Raw genomic sequence first — 18,214 nt, forward strand, 5'->3', positions numbered from 1 at the left:
TTTTTGCCCTTGATGACCACCTTTGCCGGCAGCGTGAAGAAGCCGGCCATCATGCCATGCGCGATTGCTTCCGCGGCCGGTGGTGGCGTGGCGCTCCCTCCCTCCCTCCCTCCCTCGATGGACGGGCCGGGTCGCGCGATGCCTGCGACAACCTGCGTTGCTGGCGTCGTCGCATCAAAAATATTGCCCGGGTAAAAACATGGCGTTAATATCATCCGGGTCAAATTAGGAGGAAGCCATGAACGACACATTGGAAGCCCCCCACGCGCTGTTCGCGGGCAACCGCCTGCTGGCCCGGGGCAGCTTGCAGGACGTGGTGCAGGAAGCCGCCGCACGCGCGGGCGTCGGCGCGGACGGACGTCCCTTGCTGCTGCTGGACGACCGCAGCGGCCAGACGCTGGATGTCGACTTGCGGGGCGATGCCGGGACGGTGCTGGAGCGCCTGCGGGCGCGGTTCCCGGCCGCCGACGACAAGGCCACGCCCGCGCCGAGGGAGCGCGGCCGGCCCCGGCTGGGCGTGGTGGCCCGCGAGGTCACCCTGCTGCCGCGGCACTGGGAATGGCTGGCGGCGCAGCCCGGGGGCGCCTCGCAGGCGTTGCGCAGGCTGGTGGAAGAAGCGCGGCGGCGCGAGGGCGGGGCCGGCGAGTTGCGCCAGCGCCGCGAGGCGCAGTACCGGGCGATGCTCGCCCTGGCGGGCGACCTGCCGGGCTTCGAGGAAGCCAGCCGCGCCCTGTTCGCCGGCGACGAGGCCGCTTTCGCCGGATTCCTCCGGCAATGGCCCGCCGACGTAGGCGATTACCTCGCCAGCCTGTCGGCGCAGGGCGCCGGATGAAGGAAGCAGGGTGGGCGCGGGATGGCGGGGTTGCTACCATCCCACGTCCCGTTCCCTCCCGGCGCCTGCACCGGGAACCACGGATGCCGGCCGCAGCCGGCATAAACCCCGGCACACAACGCAAAGAGCGAATCACATGGCCCGCGGCATCAACAAAGTCATCCTGGTCGGCAACCTCGGCAACGACCCGGACGTGAAATACACCCAGAGCGGCATGGCCGTGACCCGCATCAGCCTGGCCACCACCAGCGTGCGCAACGATCGCGACGGCAACAAGCAGGAGCGCACCGAATGGCACCGCGTGGTGTTCTTCGGCAAGCTCGGCGAAATCGCCGGCGAGTACCTGCGCAAGGGCTCGCAGGTCTACGTCGAGGGCGAGCTGCGCTACGACAAGTACACCGGCCAGGACGGCGTGGAGAAGTACAGCACCGACATCGTCGCCAACGAGATGCAGATGCTCGGCGGCCGCGGTGAAGGTGGCGGTGGCGGCTACGGCGGCGATCGCCCGCAGCGCCAGCAGGCCCCGCGCCAGCAGGGCGGCGGTGGCGGCTACGGCAATCAGGATCAGGGCGGCGGCTACGGCCAGCGCCCGCAGCGCCAGGCCCCGGCCCAGCAGCCGGCCGCACCGCCGATGGACGACTTCGCCGACGACGACATCCCGTTCTGAATGACATCTTCCTGAAGTTGTCTGGTTTTTCCCGGAAAGCCCTCGGTTTCGAGGGCTTTTTCTTCGTCCGGCTTTTGGAGGTTGCCTTGCCCTCCACCTCCAAAAGCCGGGGGTGCCCTGCATGCCGGGTGTCCGGTACCGCGGCAGGGCGTTACTCTGCGACTGCCGCGGCCCTCGATATGTGCCGCGCTTCCTCCGCTCCCTTGCGTTCGCTGTAGCGATCGACGAGGTAGTCACTGCGGCCACGCACCAGCAGCGTGAACTTCATCAGTTCTTCCATGACGTCCACCATGCGGTCGTAATAGGCCGATGGCTTCATGCGGCCGTCGTCGCCGAACTCCTGCCAGGCCTTGGCGACGGAGGACTGGTTGGGGATGGTGACCATGCGCATCCAGCGGCCGAGGACCCGCAGGGAGTTGACCACGTTGAAGGACTGCGAGCCGCCGTTGACCTGCATCACCGCCAGGGTCTTGCCCTGCGTCGGCCGCACGCTGCCGTCTTCCAGCGGCAGCCAGTCGATCTGGTTCTTGAACACGCCGGTGATCGTGCCGTGGCGCTCCGGCGACACCCAGACCTGGCCCTCCGACCACTGCGACCACTCGCATAGCTGCCCCACCTTCGGGTGGGTCTTGTCGACGCTGTCCAGCATCGGCAGGTCGTGCGGATCGAACACCCGGGTCTCGGCGCCGAGGTGCTGCAGGATGCGCTCGGCTTCCAGCGCCAGCTTTCGGCTGAAGGACTGCGGACGCAGCGAGCCGTACAACAGCAGGATACGGGGCGGGTGCATGTCGCTGGTGCCCAGTACCTCGTGCACAGGCGTGGGGAGCAGGCCGGCGTCCAGGTAGGTGGGAAGGTCTAAGGGGGATTGTTCGGACTTGTTCATTCTATTATTCTAGAAAAATGGAAATGAAAGATGCAATCGCCTCCCTGACTGCCCTGGGCCATGCGACCCGCCTAGCTGCCTTCCGTCTGCTGGTCGAAGCCGGCCCCGCAGGCCGCATGGCCGGTGACATCGGCGAGGCACTGGGCGTTCCCGGCGCAACGCTGTCCTTCCATCTGAAGGAGCTGGTACATGCCGGCCTGGTGGAGGGCGAGAGCCAGGGCCGCTATGTCTGTTATCGCGCCAACTTCCAGGCAATGAACGGCTTGATCGAGTACCTCACCCACAACTGCTGCGCCGGTTCGGGCGATGCCGAATGCGCGCAGGTGACCGATTCCACCTGCGGCTGCTGACCAAGCGACCGTTCTCCTGCGGCGTCCCGCCTTCCTCCACACGACACCCTCGCCATGACCCACAACGTCCTCTTCCTCTGCACCGGCAACAGCGCCCGCAGCGTCCTGGCCGAGGCCACGCTGCGCGCGTGGGCCGGTAACCGTTTCAAGGTGTTCAGCGCCGGCAGCCAGCCCACCGGCACCGTAAACCCGTTCGCGCTGGCCCAACTGCAGGCGGAGGGGATCTCCACCGCCGGGCTGCGCAGCAAGTCCTGGGACGAGTTCACCACGCCGGGGGCGCCGCGCATGGACTTGGTGGTGACGGTGTGCGATTCGGCAGCAGCAGAAACCTGCCCGGTGGTGTTTGGGGATTTCCTACGCACCCATTGGGGGTTGCCTGACCCGGCGGCGACCGGTGGCAGCGATGACGACAAGCGTGCGGCGTTCAAGCAGGCCCATCGTGTCATCCAGGCCCGACTGATGGCCTTCTTGGCGCTTCCTTCATCGGTCTGGGAGGACCGCGCACGACTCAAGGTCGCCCTGGACAGGATCGGTTTTGTCGAAGCCGGGGACGAAGCCGGTGAGTGACGCTGCGCCCCGCATGGGGTTCTTCGAGCGCTACCTGACCCTGTGGGTGGCGCTCTGCATCGTGGTGGGCACGTTGCTGGGCCACCAGTGGCCTTCCGTTTTCATACGCCTGGGAAGCATCGAGTGGGCGCAGGTGAACCTGCCCGTGGCCGTGCTCATCTGGGTGATGATCGTGCCCATGTTGATGAAGGTCGATTTCGGCGCGTTGCGCCAGATCGGCCAGCACTGGCGCGGCATCGGCGTCACCTTGTTCATCAACTGGGCGGTGAAGCCGTTCTCGATGGCCCTGCTGGGGTGGTTCTTCCTGCGCCATGTCTTCGCGCCGTGGCTGCCGGCCGAGCAGGTGGATTCCTACGTCGCCGGCCTCATCCTGCTGGCGGCCGCACCGTGCACCGCGATGGTGTTCGTGTGGAGCAACCTGTGCCGCGGGGATGCGGCCTTCACCCTCAGCCAGGTGGCCTTGAACGACGCCATCATGGTGGTGGCGTTCGCTCCGCTGGTCGCGTTGCTGCTCGGCATTTCCTCGATCATCGTGCCGTGGGCCACGCTGGCCATCTCGGTAGGGCTGTACATCGTGGTGCCGGTGATCATCGCCACGTGCCTGCGCGCCTGGGTGATGCGCAATGGTGGACAAGCGCGGCTCGACCGCTGGCTGGCCAGGCTCGGCCCGCTTTCGCTGACGGCCCTGTTGCTGATGCTGGTATTGCTGTTCGGCTTCCAGGGCCGGCAGATCATGGCGCAGCCGCTGGTCATCGCCATGCTGGCCATACCCATCCTCATCCAGGTCTATTTCAATTCCGGGCTGGCCTACCTGCTGAACCGCAGGCTGGGCGTGGCCCATTGCGTGGCGGGTCCATCGGCCCTGATTGGCGCGAGCAATTTCTTCGAGCTGGCGGTGGCGACGGCGGTAAGCGTTTTCGGTGTCCACTCGGGGGCTGCGCTGGCAACGGTCGTCGGCGTGCTGGTCGAGGTGCCGGTGATGTTGTCCGTGGTCCACATGGTCAACCGGTCACGGGGTTGGTATGACCGGCGCAGCGTGGGCTGAAGGGCGGCTTGCCGGGGCCCGTGTCCGCGCGCGGCGGGGGCGGCTCAGCGCATCCCGTGCATCATCCGCTTGAGCAGCGGCGAGGCCAGCAGGGCGAGCAGGGCGCAGCCCAGGCCGATCCACATCAGCAGCCAGAACAGGTGTTCGTAGCGGGCGGCGGCCTCGGCGAGGTTCATCACCTCGCCTTCGGGCACGTCGATGGCGGCGAGCTTGCCGAACAGCGCGGCCAATGTCTCGGAGAACGCGGTGGCGAGGAACCAGGTGCCCATCATCAGGCTGACCACGCGCGGCGCCGCCAGTTGGGTGACCGCCGACAGGCCCACCGGCGACAGGCACATCTCGCCGATTTCGAGGATCAGGTAGGCCAGCACCAGCCACCACACGCTGGCCATCTGCCCGGTGGCGCCGACGTGCTGCGCGGCCAGCGCCAGCGGCACGAACGACAGCGCGCCGAACAGCAGGCCGAACGAGGACTTCACCGGCTTGGACGGGTCCAGCCGGCGCTTGTCCAGCCACGCCCACAGCGCGGCGAACAGCGGTGCCAGCAGCACCAGGAACAATGCGCCGAGGTAGGTCAGCGAGCCGGCGCTCTGCGGCAGCACCAGGCAGTCGCGCACCAGCATCACCAGCATCGCCGCGACGATGATGGCGAACAGCAGGCGCGGCGCGTTCGAGGCCGGGTTGCGGTCGGACAGCCTTGCCGCCACCACGAAGCCCAGCGGTGCCAGCAGCAGCGAGGCGATCGACCACGGCAGCGGGGTGCCGTCGCGCACCACCAGCGCCGGCACCAGGTCCTTGCTCAGCAGGCGGTCGGTGAAGGTGACCCACGAACCATAGGTCTGCTCGTACAGGGTGAAGAACACCAGCGCCATGAAGATCAGCACCATCAGCGCGATCATCTGCTGGCGCTGCACCGGCGTGCACTGGGTGCCGGTGAACCAGGCGAACCACAGCAGCACGCCGGCCAGCACCACGATCATCAGCATCAGCGCCAGGCTGAGTTCGCCGCCCAGCGCGAACGCGCCGTTGGCCGCGGCCCACATCAGCGCCGCCACCGGCAGCACGCCGACGAGGGCGGCGGCATAGATCAGCCATTCGCGCGGCAACCCGGCCACGCGCTCGCGCAGCGCCACCGGTTGCGGCGGCTCGGCATGGCCGTGCAGGTATTTCTGGCCCCACAGGAACATCGCCAGGCCCACCAGCATGCCGATGCCGGCGGCGCCGAAGCCGTATTTCCAGCCGTAGGCCTCGCCGATGAAACCGCACACCAGCGAGGCGAACAGCGCGCCGAGGTTGATGCCGGCGTAGAACAGCGAGAAGCCCGAGTCGCGGCGCGGGTCCCCGCTTCCATCGGCACGGTCCGGGTAGAGCTTGCCGACGATGGTGGAGATGTTGGGCTTGAGGAAGCCCACGCCCATGATGATCAGCGCCAGCGACAGGTAGGTCACGGTCAACGCGGCTTCGTCGCGCACCACCTCGCCGCCGACGCGGGTTGCCTCATGGCCTTCGAATGCCATGCCGACGTGGCCCAGCACCAGCAGGATGCCGCCGAACACCACCGCCTTGCGCATCCCCAGCCAGCGGTCGGCGAGCAGGCCGCCGAACACCGGGATGCAGTACACCAGCCCGCCGTAGGCGCCGAGCAGGTCCAGCCCGGCCTTGTCGCCGAACAAGTGGTACTTGGTCAGGTACAACAGCAGCAGCGCCTTCATCCCGTAGAAGGAGAAGCGCTCCCACATCTCGGTGAAGAAGCAGACGTAGACGCCCTTGGGGTGGCCGAGGAAGTCGTCCGTGCGCGGGGCGGGCAGGGGAATGGCGGACATGGGCGAGCGCTGGCGGCGGAAAGTCCGCGAGTATAGGCGCGGACCCGCCGCCGGCACCGGGCCGTGGCATGCCCGTGCGCGGCCCCGCCGGCGATTGCCGCATCGCGGCTGGACTTGCCGTCGGGCAAACGGTTAGCGTTGCAACGATTTTTGCCAGTGGGAACTTCCCGATGAACAACGCTGCACCCCGGCAGCTCACCTTTCGCGCGGTGCTGCTCGCCGTCGTGCTGGCGGTGATCCTGTCCGCCGCCAATGCCTACCTCGGCCTGTTCGCCGGCCTGACCATCGCCACCGCCATCCCGGCCGCCGTCGTCTCGATGGGCGTGCTGCGCCTCCTCGGCGGCGGCACCATCCTGGAGAACAACATCGTCCAGACCGGCGCCTCGGCCGGCTCGTCGATCGCCGCCGGCGTGATCTTCACCATCCCGGCGCTGGTCATCATGGGCTACTGGCCGGACTTCAAGTACTGGTGGGTGCTGGGCATCGCCGGCCTCGGCGGCCTGCTCGGCGTGCTGTTCTCGGTGCCGCTGCGGCGCTCGATGATCGTCGAGGACCCGCTGCCGTTCCCTGAGGGCAAGGCCGCGGCCGAAGTGCTCAAGGCCGGCGAGAACCCCGGCCCGGGCATGAAGATCCTGGGCCTGTCGGCCGCCATCGGCGGGCTGGTCAAGCTGGCCGCGGCCTCGGGCCTGCGCCTGCTGCCCGATGCGTGGACGCAGTCGGCCTACGTCGGCGGCTCCAGGGTCACCGCCTTCATCGGCACCAACCTGTCGCCGGCGCTGCTGGGCGTGGGCTACATCGTCGGCTTGAACGTCGGCATCGTGGTGGTGTCCGGCTCGATCCTGTCCTGGCACATCGCCATCCCGCTGTACCAGGCGTTCTTCATCGACGGCAACCCGGCGCTGGCCGGCGCCATCGCCGATGCCGGCGCCAGCGACGCGGCGTTCGCGATCTGGGGTTCGCAGATCCGCTACCTCGGCGTGGGCGCGATGCTGATCGGCGGGGTGTGGACGCTGTTCTCGCTGCGCAAGTCGCTGCTCAAGGGCATCAAGAGCGGCTTCGCCGCCGCGCGCAAGAGCGCCGGCGCGGTGCAGCTGGCCGAGACCGAGCGCGACCTGCCGATGAAGTGGATGCTGGTGGCGCTGGTGGCCTTCACCCTGCCGCTGCTGGGCCTGTACCAGGCCATCGTCGGGCAATGGCACGTGAGCATCCCGATGACGATCATCATGATCGTGGCCGGCTTCCTGTTCGTGTCGGTGTCGGCCTACCTGGCCGGCCTGATCGGCTCGTCCAACAACCCGGTGTCGGGCATCACCATCTCCACCATCCTGTTCGCCTCGGCGGTGCTGGTGCTGCTGATGGGCCGCGACTCGGCGCTGGGCCCGGTGGCGGCGATCATGATCGGCGCGGTGGTGTGCTGCGCGGCCGCGGTCGGCGGCGACAACCTGCAGGACCTCAAGGCCGGCTACCTGGTCGGTGCCACGCCGTGGAAGCAGCAGCTGATGCTGGGCATCGGCGCGTTCTCCTGCGCACTGATCATGGCTCCGGTGCTGAACCTGCTGGCCCACGCCTATGGCATCGGCGCGCCGACCGCCGAGCACCCGAATGCGCTGGCCGCACCGCAGGCCAACCTGATGGCTTCGGTGGCGCGTGGCCTGTTCGGCGGCAAGCTACCGTGGACCATGATCGCGCTGGGCGCCGGCGTCGGCGCGGTCATCATCGCCATCGACGAATGGCTGAAGAAGACCGGCAAGCGCTTCCGCGTACCGGTGCTGGCCGCGGCCATCGGCATCTACCTGCCGCTGGAACTGATGGTGCCGATCTTCCTCGGCGGCCTGCTGGCGCACCTGGTCGAGCGTTTCCACAAGCTCAAGCCCGACGACGAGGACGGCCGCGACCGCGTGCACCGCCCGGGCGTGCTGTTCGCCGCCGGCCTGATCACCGGCGAGGCGCTGATGGGCATCGCCATCGCGATCCCGATCGTGGCCAGCGGCCGCGGCGACGTGCTGGCGGTGCCGCTGGGCGGCTTCGCCGGCATCTGGGCCGGGCTCTCGGCCTGGGTGGGGTTGTTCGTGCTGTTCCTGGTCGGCCTGCTGCTGTACCGGATCGGCAAGAAGGGCGAACAGGCGTGATGGGGCGAGGAACGAGTGAAAGCAAGGTCGAAGCAATGACCGCGCGTTTGCCGTTGTTCCTGCGCTTTCTCGTTCCTCGTTCCAAAGCATGACTTCATGCCTTTGCATGGCGGCAAGACCACCACCTACCATCCGTTTTTCGCTCTTTCCGGGGAGGTAACCCATGAAGCTCCGTCACGCCCTGTTGCCGTTGTGCCTGCTCGCCGCGCTGCCCGCGCTGGCCAATGCGCGCGGTTTCGAAGTCCGCGACATGGTCAAGCTGGACCGCGTGTCCGCGCCGCTGCTCACCGCCGAGGGCGCGCAGGTGATCTTCGCCAAGCGCGTCGTCGATGCCGACCTGAAGGCCAGCAGCAGCCTGTGGATCCGCGACCTGCGCACCCGCGACATGGCGCCGCCGAAGCAGCTCACCCCGGCAGGCTGGAGCGTCAATTCGGCCTCGCTGTCGGCCGATGGCCGCACCGTGTATTTCCTCAGCGGCAAGAACGGCAGCCAGCAGCTGTACGCGATGCCGGTGGCCGGCGGTGCGGCGCGCCAGCTGACCGATTTCGCGCTGGACGTGGACGGCTACCATGTCTCGCCGCAGGACGACCGCGTGCTGTTCAGCACCGCCGCGTTCCAGGACTGCGGTTCGGACCTGGGCTGCACCGCCGCGCGCCTGAAGGAGCGCGAGGCGGCGAAGAACAGCGGCGTGGTGTTCGAGAGCATGTTCGTGCGCCATTGGGACACCTGGGCCGACGGCCGCCGCAACACCCTGTTCGTGGCGCCGCTGCCGGCTGCCGGCGCGGGCCCGGTGAAGGGCGCTTCGGCGATCAGCGCCACCCTGGCCGGCGACGCGCCGTCCAAGCCGTTCGGCGGCAATGACGACTTCACCTGGTCGCCGGACGGCACCTCGGTGGTCGCCAGCATCCGCGTGGCCGGCAATGAAGAGCCGTGGTCGACCAACTTCGACCTGTACCAGCTCGATGCCGCCGGCAAGAAGGCGCCGGTCAACCTGACCGCCGGCAACCCGGCGTGGGACGCCGGCCCAGTGTTCAGCGCCGACGGCAAGACCCTGTACTACCGCGCGATGAAGCGCCCGGGCTTCGAGGCCGACCGCTTCGGCCTGATGGCGCTGGACCTGGCCAGCGGCCAGCTGCGCGAGATCGCCCCGCAGTGGGACAGCTCGGCCGACGGCATCACCCTGTCCGCCGACGGCGGCACGATCTACACCACTGCGCAGGACATGGGCGAGCACCCGTTGTTCGCGGTGAAGGTCGCCGATGGCGCGGTCAGCAAGGTGGCCGGCGAGGGCAGCATCTCCGCGTTCGAGGTTGCCGGCGACACCCTGGCCTTCACCCGCAACACCCTGCAGAGCAACGACCAGGTGGTGGTCGCCTCGCTCGCGCAGATCGACGAGTTCCAGCGCCAGCGCGCCGATGGCCAGTCCGTGGCCGGCCCGTACCGCGCCATCACCCCGGCCGTCACCGACCTGCTCAAGGACGTGCGCATGGGCGGGTTCGAGCAGTTCAGCTTCAAGGGCTGGAACGACGAGACCGTGCATGGCTACGTGGTCAAGCCGCACGACTATCAGGAAGGCAAGAAGTATCCGGTCGCGTTCCTGATCCACGGCGGCCCGCAGGGCAGCTTCGGCAACGGTTGGAGCTACCGCTGGAACCCGCAGACCTACGCGGGGCAGGGCTATGCGGTGGTGATGATCGATTTCCACGGTTCCACCGGCTACGGCCAGGCTTTCACCGATGCGATCAGCCAGCACTGGGGTGACCGCCCGCTGGAAGACCTGCAGAAGGGCTGGGCCGCGGCGCAGCAGCAGTACGCCTTCCTCGACGGCGACAAGGCCTGCGCGCTGGGCGCCAGCTACGGCGGCTTCATGGTCAACTGGATCGCCGGCAACTGGAACGAGCCGTGGAAGTGCCTGGTCAACCATGACGGCGTGTTCGACCAGCGTGCGATGGGCTATGCCACCGAGGAACTGTGGTTCACCGAGTGGGAGCAGGGCGGCACGCCGTATGACGTCCCGCAGAACTACGAGAAGTTCAACCCGGTCAACCACGTCGCCAACTGGAGCAAGCCGATGCTGGTGGTGCAGGGCCAGCAGGACTTCCGCATCCCGGTGGAGCAGGGCCTGGCCACCTTCACCGCGCTGCAGCGCAAGGGCATCGAGTCCAAGCTGCTGTATTTCCCGGACGAGAACCATTGGGTGCTCAAGCCGCACAACAGCATCCAGTGGCACGACACCGTCAATGCCTGGCTGAAGCAGTACATCGGCCAGTAAGCTGCACGCGGGACGCGCCGGCAACGGCGCGTCTTTTTTTCCTTCTCCCTCCGGGAGAAGGTGCCCGAAGGGCGGATGAGGGTACGGGGCGAAGCCCCGCAGTGTATTAGTGCATTGAGGCTTCGCCCGTATCCTCACCCCAACCCCCGCTCCGCGCCCCGGCCCACGCCAGCGGCGTGGGCGCTCAACCCGCACGCGCGCCAGTGGCGCGCAAACCGTGCGGCCTCGCCCCGGTGGGAGAGGGGCTTGAAAGCCTCACCGCGTCACCGTATTCGATCGACAGGAGCAGGCTTGATGCCGACCGACAGCACTACCGCCCTCATCAGCAACGACATCGTCGGCCTTGGCCTGATCGCCGCGACGCTGGCATTGATCTTCTGGCTGGCCAGCGGGCCGACGCCGTTCTGGAAGAAATTCTTCGCCTGGGTGCCGGCATTGCTGCTGTGCTACTTCGTGCCGGCCATCTACAACACCGCCGGCATCATCGACGGCCACGGCACCAAGCTCTACAACCCGATCGCCCGCGACGTGCTGCTGCCGGCGGCGCTGGTGCTGCTGACCCTGTCCATCGACCTGAAGGGCATCATCCGCCTCGGGCCGAAGCTGCTGCTGATGTTCGTCACCGGTACCGCGGGCATCGTGCTGGGCGCGGCGGTGTCGTTCCAGATCATGAAGTTCATCCATCCGCAGACCGTGGCCGGCGACACCTGGGCCGGCATGGCCGCGCTGGCCGGCAGCTGGATCGGCGGCGGCGCCAACATGGCCGCCATGCGCGAGACGTTCAACGTCGATGCCACCACCTTCGGCCAGTTCGCGGTGGTGGACGTGGCCTGCGCCAGCCTGTGGATGGCGGTGCTGCTGTGGCTGGCCGGGCGCTCGCCAGCCATCGACGCGCGCACCGGCGCCGACACATCGGCGATCGACGACATGAAGCGCCGCATCGCCGAGTACGAGGCGAAGAGCGCGCGCAACCCGAGCCTGACCGACCTGATGGTGATCGTCGGCGTCGGCCTGGGCGTGGTCGGGCTGGCGCATGCGCTGGCGGTGCTGCTGGCGGCGTGGTTCGGCGCCAACGTCAGCTGGGCCGGTCGCGCCTCGCTGGATACGGCCTTCGTCTGGGTGGTGATGCTTTCCACCGTCACCGGGCTGCTGCTGAGTTTCACCCCCGTGCGCAACCTGGAGGCGGCCGGCGCCTCGAAGATCGGCACCCTGTTCCTGTATTTCCTGATCGCCTGCATCGGCATGCAGATGGACCTGCTGTCGCTGGCCGACCGGCCGTGGCTGTTCCTGCTGGGGGTGATCTGGATGGGCGTGCACATCGGCCTGCTGTACCTGGTGGGCCGGCTGCTGCGCACGCCGCTGTTCTTCTTCGCCATCGGCTCGCAGGGCAACATCGGCGCGGCCGCCTCGGCGCCGGTGGTGGCCGCGGCCTTCCACCCGACGCTGGCGCCGGTGGGCGTGCTGCTGGGCACGGTGGGCTACGCCACCGGCACCGTCATCGCCTACATGACCGGGCTGATGCTCAAATGGATGGCCGGCGCGTAGGGCCGCTGCCGTAGGTCGGGGTTACATCCCCGACGCTTCCGGCAGCAGCGTCGGGGGTGTAACCCCGACCTACCTGCCCGCGTAGGTGCGGGGCTTTATCGATGAAGCCCCATGCGGAGCAGACTCCCGACATGAGAAGGCCGCCTTTCGGCGGCCTTCCGTGTTCCTGCATCATTGCCGGCTCAGCAGCAGCGGAACCCGCCCCTGCCGCCGAAGCGCGCTTCCTGGCGCTCGCGGAAGAAGGTTTTGTAGTCCATGACCTCGCGCTCCGGGTGCTTCTCCTGCATGTGCCGCACGTAGTTGTCGTAGTCCGGCACGCCACAGCACAGCCGCGCGGTCTGCACCAGGCGCCGCCAGGTGCGGCGGAACGCCTGGTGCTGGCCGGCCGGGACCAGCGCGGTGCCCATTACAGGTCCACCTCGTGCGGCTTCAGCGCCACATATGGCGTTTCATGGTCGGTGCGCACCGGCGAGCGACGCGCGGCAGCAATGGTCTTGATCGAATACACCAGCACCGCGAACACCACGAACAGGAACAGGGCGGTCAGCCCGGCATTGATGTAGTTGTTGACCATCACCTGGTGCATCTGGTCGAAGTCCTTCGACGGCGGCAGCAGGTTACCGGCGGCGATGGCGTCGCGGTACTTGTGCGCCTGCGCGAGGAAACCCACCGCCGGTTCATCGGAGAAGATCTTGATGAAGCCGGCGGCGGTGGTGCAGACCAGCAGCCAGATCGCCGGGATGACCGGTACCCACGCGTACTTCTCCTTCTTCGCCTTGAACAGCACCACCGTGCACAGCAGCAGCGCCACGCCGGCCAGCATCTGGTTGGCGATGCCGAACAGCGGCCACAGCATGTTGATGCCGCCCAACGGGTCGGTCACGCCCTGGTACAGGAAGTAACCCCACAGCGCCACGCAGCCGCCGGTGGCGATGAAGCTGGCCACCCACGAGTCGGTGCGGCGCAGCGCCGGCACGAAGTTGCCGAGCAGGTCCTGCAGCATGAAGCGGCCCGAGCGGGTGCCGGCATCGACCGCGGTGAGGATGAACAGCGCCTCGAACAGGATCGCGAAGTGGTACCAGAACGCCATCATGCCGTCGCCCGGCAGCACCGCGTGCAGGATCTGCGCGATGCCCACCGCCAGCGTCGGCGCGCCGCCGGCGCGAGAGAGGATGCTGTGCTCGCCGATCTCGGCGGCGGTGGCGGTGAGCTGCTCGGGCGAGATCGCGAAGCCCCAGTTGCTGACCACCTGCGCGGCGTTGGCCACGTCGGTGCCGATGATGGCCGCCGGGCTGTTCATCGCGAAGTAGATGCCCGGCTCGATGATCGAGGCGGCCACCATCGCCATGATCGCCACGAACGACTCCATCAGCATGCCGCCATAACCGATGTAGGCGGCGTGGCCCTCGTTGGCCAGCAGCTTGGGCGTGGTGCCCGAGCTGATCAGCGCGTGGAAGCCGGACACCGCGCCGCAGGCGATGGTGATGAACAGGAACGGGAACATGCTGCCCTTCCACACTGGGCCGGTGCCGTCGGTGAACTGGGTCAGCGCCGGCATCTTCAGTTCCGGCATCACGATCAGGATGCCGATCGCCAGGCCGACGATGGTGCCGATCTTGAGGAAGGTGGACAGGTAATCGCGCGGGGCCAGCAGCAGCCACACCGGCAGCACCGCGGCGACGAAGCCGTAGCCGATCAGCATCCAGGTGATCTGGGTGCCGGTGAAGGTGAACATCGGCCCCAGCACCGGGTCGGCCGCGACCCGGCCGCCGTACCAGATCGCCGCCAGCAGCAGCACCAGGCCGACGACCGATATCTCGCCAATCCTGCCGGGCCGCACGTAGCGCATGTACAGGCCCATCAGGATCGCGATGGGCATCGTCGCGATGACGGTGAACATGCCCCACGGGCTGCCTTCCAGCGCCTTCACCACGATCATCGCCAGCACCGCGAGGATGATGATCATGATCATGAACACGCCGAACAGGGCGATGGTGCCGGGCACCTGGCCCATCTCCTCGCGCACCAGGTCGCCGAGCGAGCGGCCGTTGCGGCGGCTGGAGATGAACAGGATCATGAAGTCCTGCACCGCGCCGGCCAGCACCACGCCGGCGATCAGCCACAGCGTGCCGGGCAGGTAGCCCATCTGCGCGGCCAGCACCGGGCCGACCAGCGGGCCGGCGCCGGCGATCGCGGCGAAGTGGTGGCCGAACAATACGTGCTTGTTGGTCGGCACGTAGTCCAGGCCGTCGTTGTTGATCACCGCCGGGGTGGCGCGGGTCGGGTCCACGCCCAGCACCTTGTTGGCGATGAACAACCCGTAGTAGCGGAACGCGACCAGGTACAGCGACACCGTCGCGGCCACGATCCACAGTGCGTTGATGTGTTCGCCGCGGCGCAGTGCCACGACGCCCAGGCAGCATGCGCCGATCAGGGACAGCACTGCCCATCCGGCCTTGGAGAAACCTTTCATCGAGTCACCTCGCGGGAAAACCGCAGCAAGGGTCGCTCCCGCGGTGGCCGGGGGTCAACGACGACGGCCGTTTCGCGGATGCAACTTTGGTCGTAGACCGCGGTGCCCGCGCGACTGAATGCGCGGGCGTCGCGCCGGTGGCGGAACGATCGGTTGCGCTGCCGGCGCTTGGCGCCGCCGGCCCTTGCCACCATCGTGCAGTCATTCCCCGTGAGGACGGACCATGAACAACCCCACCCGTGTCCAGCGCATCGTCCGCGGCATGCCCACTTCCGACGGCGCCGGCGTGCGCCTGACCCGCGTGATCGGCGGCCCGGCGCTGCCGGAGCTGGACCCGTTCCTGCTGCTGGACGAATTCGGCACCGAGCGCCCGGAAGACTACATCGCCGGTTTCCCGGAGCACCCGCACCGGGGCTTCGAGACCGTCACCTACATGCTCGACGGGCGCATGCGCCACCGCGACAACCACGGCAACGAAGGGCTGCTCACGCCCGGCAGCGTGCAGTGGATGACCGCCGGCCGCGGGCTGGTGCATTCGGAGATGCCCGAACAGGAATCCGGGCGCATGCGCGGCTTCCAGCTGTGGGTAAACCTGCCGGCGCGCGAGAAGATGACCGCGCCGCGTTACCAGGAATATGCGCCCGAACGCATTCCGCGGGTCGAGCCTGCCGCGGGCGTGGCGGTCAAGGTGATCGCCGGCCAAGTAGGCGACACGCAGGGGCCGATCGTGCAACCGGCCACCGGGCCGCTGTACCTCGACGTGGAGCTGGCGGCGGGGTGCGGCTGGTCGTACCTGCTGCCGGAGGGCCACAACGCCTTCGCCTACGTGTTCGAGGGCGGGCTGGTGCTGGGCGAGGGCGAAGCCGCGCGTGACGTGGGCCGGCATGAACTGGCGGTCCTCGGCGGCGGCAACGACCTGCGCCTGCAGGCGGGCGGCGAGGGCGCGCGGTTGATCCTCGTCGCCGGGCGCCCGCTGCGCGAACCGGTCGCGCGGCACGGGCCGTTCGTGATGAACACCCGCCAGGAGCTGATGCAGGCCTTCGTCGATTTCCAGGAAGGGCGTTTCTGACGGGGGAAAGGACAGCCAGCCGCAGGAGCGACGTGGGCCGCGACCGGGGATTCCCGCGACACCGGTCGTGATCCACGTCGTTTCCGTGACCGGAAGTCAGGTTTGCCGGCTCACTCCCCGGCGAGGTTCATCGCGCTGTCGCTCAGGTTGCTGGTCAGCTGCTGCAGCGTGGCCAGTTCGCCGGTGTTGGCTGCGTCGATCCAGATCTGCGCGTAGCGGTTCTTTGCCAGCTTGACGGTGGTGATGCGCCGCGATTCCAGCCCGGGCAGGTCGCGGCCGCCCATGTCGGGGTGGTACCAGTAGAGCGATTCGCCGGAGAAACTGCCTTTCTCGGCGCGCAGGTTGCGGCTCAGCACCAGTTCCGGGTCGCGCGCGGTCAGCATCAGGTTCAACACGGTGCGGCCGTCCTCGGTGGCGGCCTTGCACAGTACGAAGTCGCTTTGTGCCTGCGCTTCCCACTGCAGGCCGCTGCCCGGCGGCAGTTGCGGGCACTGGCCCGCCTGCTGGGCGTTGGCGCTGCCGGCCAGCAGCAGCGAACAGGCAAGGATACGAACGGATTTCACCATGCATTCCCCCAAGCACCGGCCGTGGCGGCGGACGGTGGTCATGTCGTCTGTCTGAGTTGGATCCCGCCGCGGGCCCTGTTCCCCGGCCCGATGCGCGCGTCCCCGTTGCGCGCGAGCAGTGTTTCCACGGTATTACAAAAGCGCGGCCGCTGACAAACGCAGGCGTGGCGACGGCCCCGGATGGGGCCGTCGCTTTCGTGCATGGTGCGCGAATTCAGCGATTCTCGTTGCCGATCCAGCGGCAGGCGATGCCGCCGATCAACGCCCCCAGGAACGGGGCCACCCAGAATAGCCACAGCTGGCCGATCGCGCTGGGGCCGGCGAACAGCGCCACCGCGGTCGAGCGCGCCGGGTTCACCGAGGTGTTGGTGACCGGGATGCTGATCAGGTGGATCAGGGTCAGTGCAAGGCCAATGGCGATGGGCGCGAAGCCGGCCGGCGCCTTGCCGTGGGTGGCGCCCATGATCACCACCAGGAACATCGCGGTCATCACCACTTCGCACAGGAACGCGGCGGCCACGCTGTAGCCGCCCGGCGACAGCGCGCCGTAGCCGTTGCTGGCGAATGCGCCGGCCTGGCTGCCGTCGATGGCGAAGCCGGGCTGGCCCTGCGCGATCTGCAGCAGGATGAAGGCCGCGAGGATGCCGCCCAGCACCTGCACGACGATGTAGGGCAGCAGGTCCTTGCCGGCGAAGCGCCCGCCGGCCCACAGGCCGAGGCTGACCGCCGGGTTGAAGTGGGCGCCGGAAACGTGCCCGAACGCATAGGCGCCGGTCAGCACGGTCAGGCCGAACGCCAGTGCCACGCCGTGGAAGCCGATGCCGAGCGGATTGCCGTCGCCGCCGAACTTGGCCGCCAGCACCGCGCTGCCGCAGCCGCCCAGGACCAGCCAGAAGGTGCCGAGGAACTCGGCCGCCAATCGTTTCCCCATGTTCATGTAGTGCATTCCCCAGTCGAAGGCCCGGAAGCGGGCGTGGGAACAGTACGGAATTGCGCCGGAATGCGCGTTTTGAAAGCATTAACGGGCAGGGCCGATGGTTCCCATCGGCTTCCCTGCCCCTGCAGGAGCGACTCGCGTCGCTCCTGCAGACAGACGTCGTGCCTCGCCTCACGCCCCCGGCAGCGGGATGAATTCCTTGTCGTCGCCGGGAATGGTGCCGAAGCGGCCGTCGCGCCAGTCGTCCTTGGCCTGCTCGATGCGTTCTTTCGAGCTGGACACGAAGTTCCACCACAGGTGGCGCGGGCCATCCAGCGGTTCGCCGCCCATCAGCATCGCCTTGAGCGGGGTCTTGGCGCGCAGCCGGCCGCGCGCGCCCGCTTCGGGAATGACCAGGTGCATGGCGGGGATGTCGGTGCCGTCGAGCTGGGCCTCGCCTTCGAGCACGTAGAGCGAGCGCTCCGCGTGGGTGGTGTCCAGGTCGATCTCGGCCCCGGCATCCAGGTCGATGGCGACGTTGAGGGTGTCGGCGAACACCCGCACCGGCGATTCCTCGCCATAGGCGCGGCCGGCGATCACCCGCAGCCAGGCGCCGTCGCGGCGCTGCTGCGGCAACTGCGCGGCGCTGAAGTGGTGGAACTCCGGCGCGGTTTCCTCGTGTGCCTTCGGCAGCGCCACCCAGGTCTGCATGCCGTGCAGCGGGTGGTCGTGCTCGCGCTCGGGCGGCGGCGTGCGCTCGGAATGGGCGATGCCGCGGCCGGCGGTCATCCAGTTGACGTCGCCGGGACGGATGACCTGTTCCGAGCCAAGCGTGTCGCGGTGGCCGATGGCGCCGGACCACAGGAAAGTGACCGTCGCCAGACCGATGTGCGGGTGCGGGCGCACGTCGATGCCCTGGCCGGGGGCGAACACCGCTGGGCCCATGTGGTCCACGAACACGAACGGGCCGACGCTGCGCGCCTGCAGGGTCGGCACCGCACGGCGCACCTGGAAGCCGCCGAGGTCATGGACGCGCGGGTTGATGATCGTGGTCATGGGCGTGCTCCTTGGGCGTGG

17 protein-coding genes are annotated in these 18,214 nt (G+C 68.2%); 9 read left to right on the plus strand and 8 right to left on the minus strand.

The window, feature by feature from the left end:
• On the minus strand, positions 1 to 224 hold a 224-nt coding region (locus ABB34_RS15545), incomplete at its 3' end, for a hypothetical protein (RefSeq protein WP_211258203.1).
• Between the two features lie 14 nt (positions 225 to 238).
• On the opposite strand from ABB34_RS15545, the gene ABB34_RS11685 reads away from it, so the two are divergent.
• Complete coding sequence (locus ABB34_RS11685) at positions 239 to 832, plus strand: DUF2239 family protein (protein ID WP_057641507.1); 594 nt, start codon at positions 239 to 241, stop codon at positions 830 to 832.
• Positions 833 to 968: 136 nt separating this feature from the next.
• A complete protein-coding gene (gene ssb / locus ABB34_RS11690) occupies positions 969 to 1,499 on the plus strand; it encodes a single-stranded DNA-binding protein (RefSeq protein ID WP_057641508.1) in 531 nt (176 codons plus the stop codon).
• A gap of 151 nt (positions 1,500 to 1,650) precedes the next feature.
• Here the strand turns inward: ssb and arsH are convergent, their stop codons facing one another.
• A complete protein-coding gene (arsH, locus tag ABB34_RS11695; RefSeq protein WP_057641509.1) occupies positions 1,651 to 2,382 on the minus strand; it encodes an arsenical resistance protein ArsH in 732 nt (243 codons plus the stop codon).
• Between the two features lie 17 nt (positions 2,383 to 2,399).
• Between arsH and ABB34_RS11700 the strand changes: the two genes are divergently transcribed.
• Genes ABB34_RS11700 through arsB form a run of 3 tightly spaced genes read left to right on the plus strand, consistent with a single transcriptional unit; the run spans position 2,400 to position 4,344 of the window.
• Positions 2,400 to 2,732: an ArsR/SmtB family transcription factor gene (locus tag ABB34_RS11700; RefSeq protein ID WP_057641510.1), complete on the plus strand. Its 333-nt coding sequence runs from the start codon at positions 2,400 to 2,402 to the stop codon at positions 2,730 to 2,732.
• Positions 2,733 to 2,786: 54 nt separating this feature from the next.
• Entirely contained in the window at positions 2,787 to 3,299 is a 513-nt protein-coding gene (locus ABB34_RS11705) for an arsenate reductase ArsC (RefSeq protein ID WP_057641511.1), read from the plus strand.
• A 13-nt stretch (positions 3,300 to 3,312) separates the two neighbouring features.
• Entirely contained in the window at positions 3,313 to 4,344 is a 1,032-nt protein-coding gene (arsB, locus tag ABB34_RS11710; protein WP_057641512.1) for an ACR3 family arsenite efflux transporter, read from the plus strand.
• Between the two features lie 44 nt (positions 4,345 to 4,388).
• On the opposite strand, the gene ABB34_RS11715 is transcribed toward arsB, so the two are convergent.
• A complete protein-coding gene (locus ABB34_RS11715; protein ID WP_057641513.1) occupies positions 4,389 to 6,167 on the minus strand; it encodes a peptide MFS transporter in 1,779 nt (592 codons plus the stop codon).
• A 170-nt stretch (positions 6,168 to 6,337) separates the two neighbouring features.
• Between ABB34_RS11715 and ABB34_RS11720 the strand changes: the two genes are divergently transcribed.
• From ABB34_RS11720 to ABB34_RS11730, 3 genes are all read left to right on the plus strand, one after another.
• The gene (locus tag ABB34_RS11720; RefSeq protein ID WP_057641514.1) at positions 6,338 to 8,296 is read left to right on the plus strand and encodes an OPT family oligopeptide transporter; all 1,959 of its coding nucleotides are present in this window, start codon (positions 6,338 to 6,340) and stop codon (positions 8,294 to 8,296) included.
• Between the two features lie 163 nt (positions 8,297 to 8,459).
• A complete protein-coding gene (locus tag ABB34_RS11725) occupies positions 8,460 to 10,568 on the plus strand; it encodes a S9 family peptidase (RefSeq protein ID WP_057641515.1) in 2,109 nt (702 codons plus the stop codon).
• A gap of 294 nt (positions 10,569 to 10,862) precedes the next feature.
• Positions 10,863 to 12,113: a DUF819 family protein gene (locus ABB34_RS11730; RefSeq protein WP_057641516.1), complete on the plus strand. Its 1,251-nt coding sequence runs from the start codon at positions 10,863 to 10,865 to the stop codon at positions 12,111 to 12,113.
• A 182-nt stretch (positions 12,114 to 12,295) separates the two neighbouring features.
• On the opposite strand, the gene ABB34_RS11735 is transcribed toward ABB34_RS11730, so the two are convergent.
• Complete coding sequence (locus ABB34_RS11735) at positions 12,296 to 12,520, minus strand: YbdD/YjiX family protein (RefSeq protein WP_057641517.1); 225 nt, start codon at positions 12,518 to 12,520, stop codon at positions 12,296 to 12,298.
• Positions 12,520 to 14,586 (minus strand): carbon starvation CstA family protein, encoded by a 2,067-nt coding sequence (locus ABB34_RS11740; RefSeq protein WP_057641518.1) that lies wholly within the window; start codon positions 14,584 to 14,586, stop codon positions 12,520 to 12,522. The genes ABB34_RS11735 and ABB34_RS11740 overlap by 1 nt, the downstream gene beginning before the upstream one ends.
• A gap of 223 nt (positions 14,587 to 14,809) precedes the next feature.
• Between ABB34_RS11740 and ABB34_RS11745 the strand changes: the two genes are divergently transcribed.
• Entirely contained in the window at positions 14,810 to 15,655 is an 846-nt protein-coding gene (locus ABB34_RS11745) for a pirin family protein (RefSeq protein WP_057641519.1), read from the plus strand.
• 110 nt (positions 15,656 to 15,765) lie between these two features.
• On the opposite strand, the gene ABB34_RS11750 is transcribed toward ABB34_RS11745, so the two are convergent.
• From ABB34_RS11750 to ABB34_RS11760, 3 genes are all read right to left on the minus strand, one after another.
• Complete coding sequence (locus ABB34_RS11750) at positions 15,766 to 16,221, minus strand: hypothetical protein (RefSeq protein WP_057641520.1); 456 nt, start codon at positions 16,219 to 16,221, stop codon at positions 15,766 to 15,768.
• A 214-nt stretch (positions 16,222 to 16,435) separates the two neighbouring features.
• The gene (gene aqpZ, locus ABB34_RS11755; protein WP_057641563.1) at positions 16,436 to 17,158 is read right to left on the minus strand and encodes an aquaporin Z; all 723 of its coding nucleotides are present in this window, start codon (positions 17,156 to 17,158) and stop codon (positions 16,436 to 16,438) included.
• A gap of 171 nt (positions 17,159 to 17,329) precedes the next feature.
• Positions 17,330 to 18,193: a pirin family protein gene (locus ABB34_RS11760; protein ID WP_057641521.1), complete on the minus strand. Its 864-nt coding sequence runs from the start codon at positions 18,191 to 18,193 to the stop codon at positions 17,330 to 17,332.
• Positions 18,194 to 18,214: the final 21 nt, after the last annotated feature.

Source organism: Stenotrophomonas daejeonensis (assembly GCF_001431505.1).
Classification (GTDB): Bacteria; Pseudomonadota; Gammaproteobacteria; order Xanthomonadales; family Xanthomonadaceae; genus Stenotrophomonas; species Stenotrophomonas daejeonensis.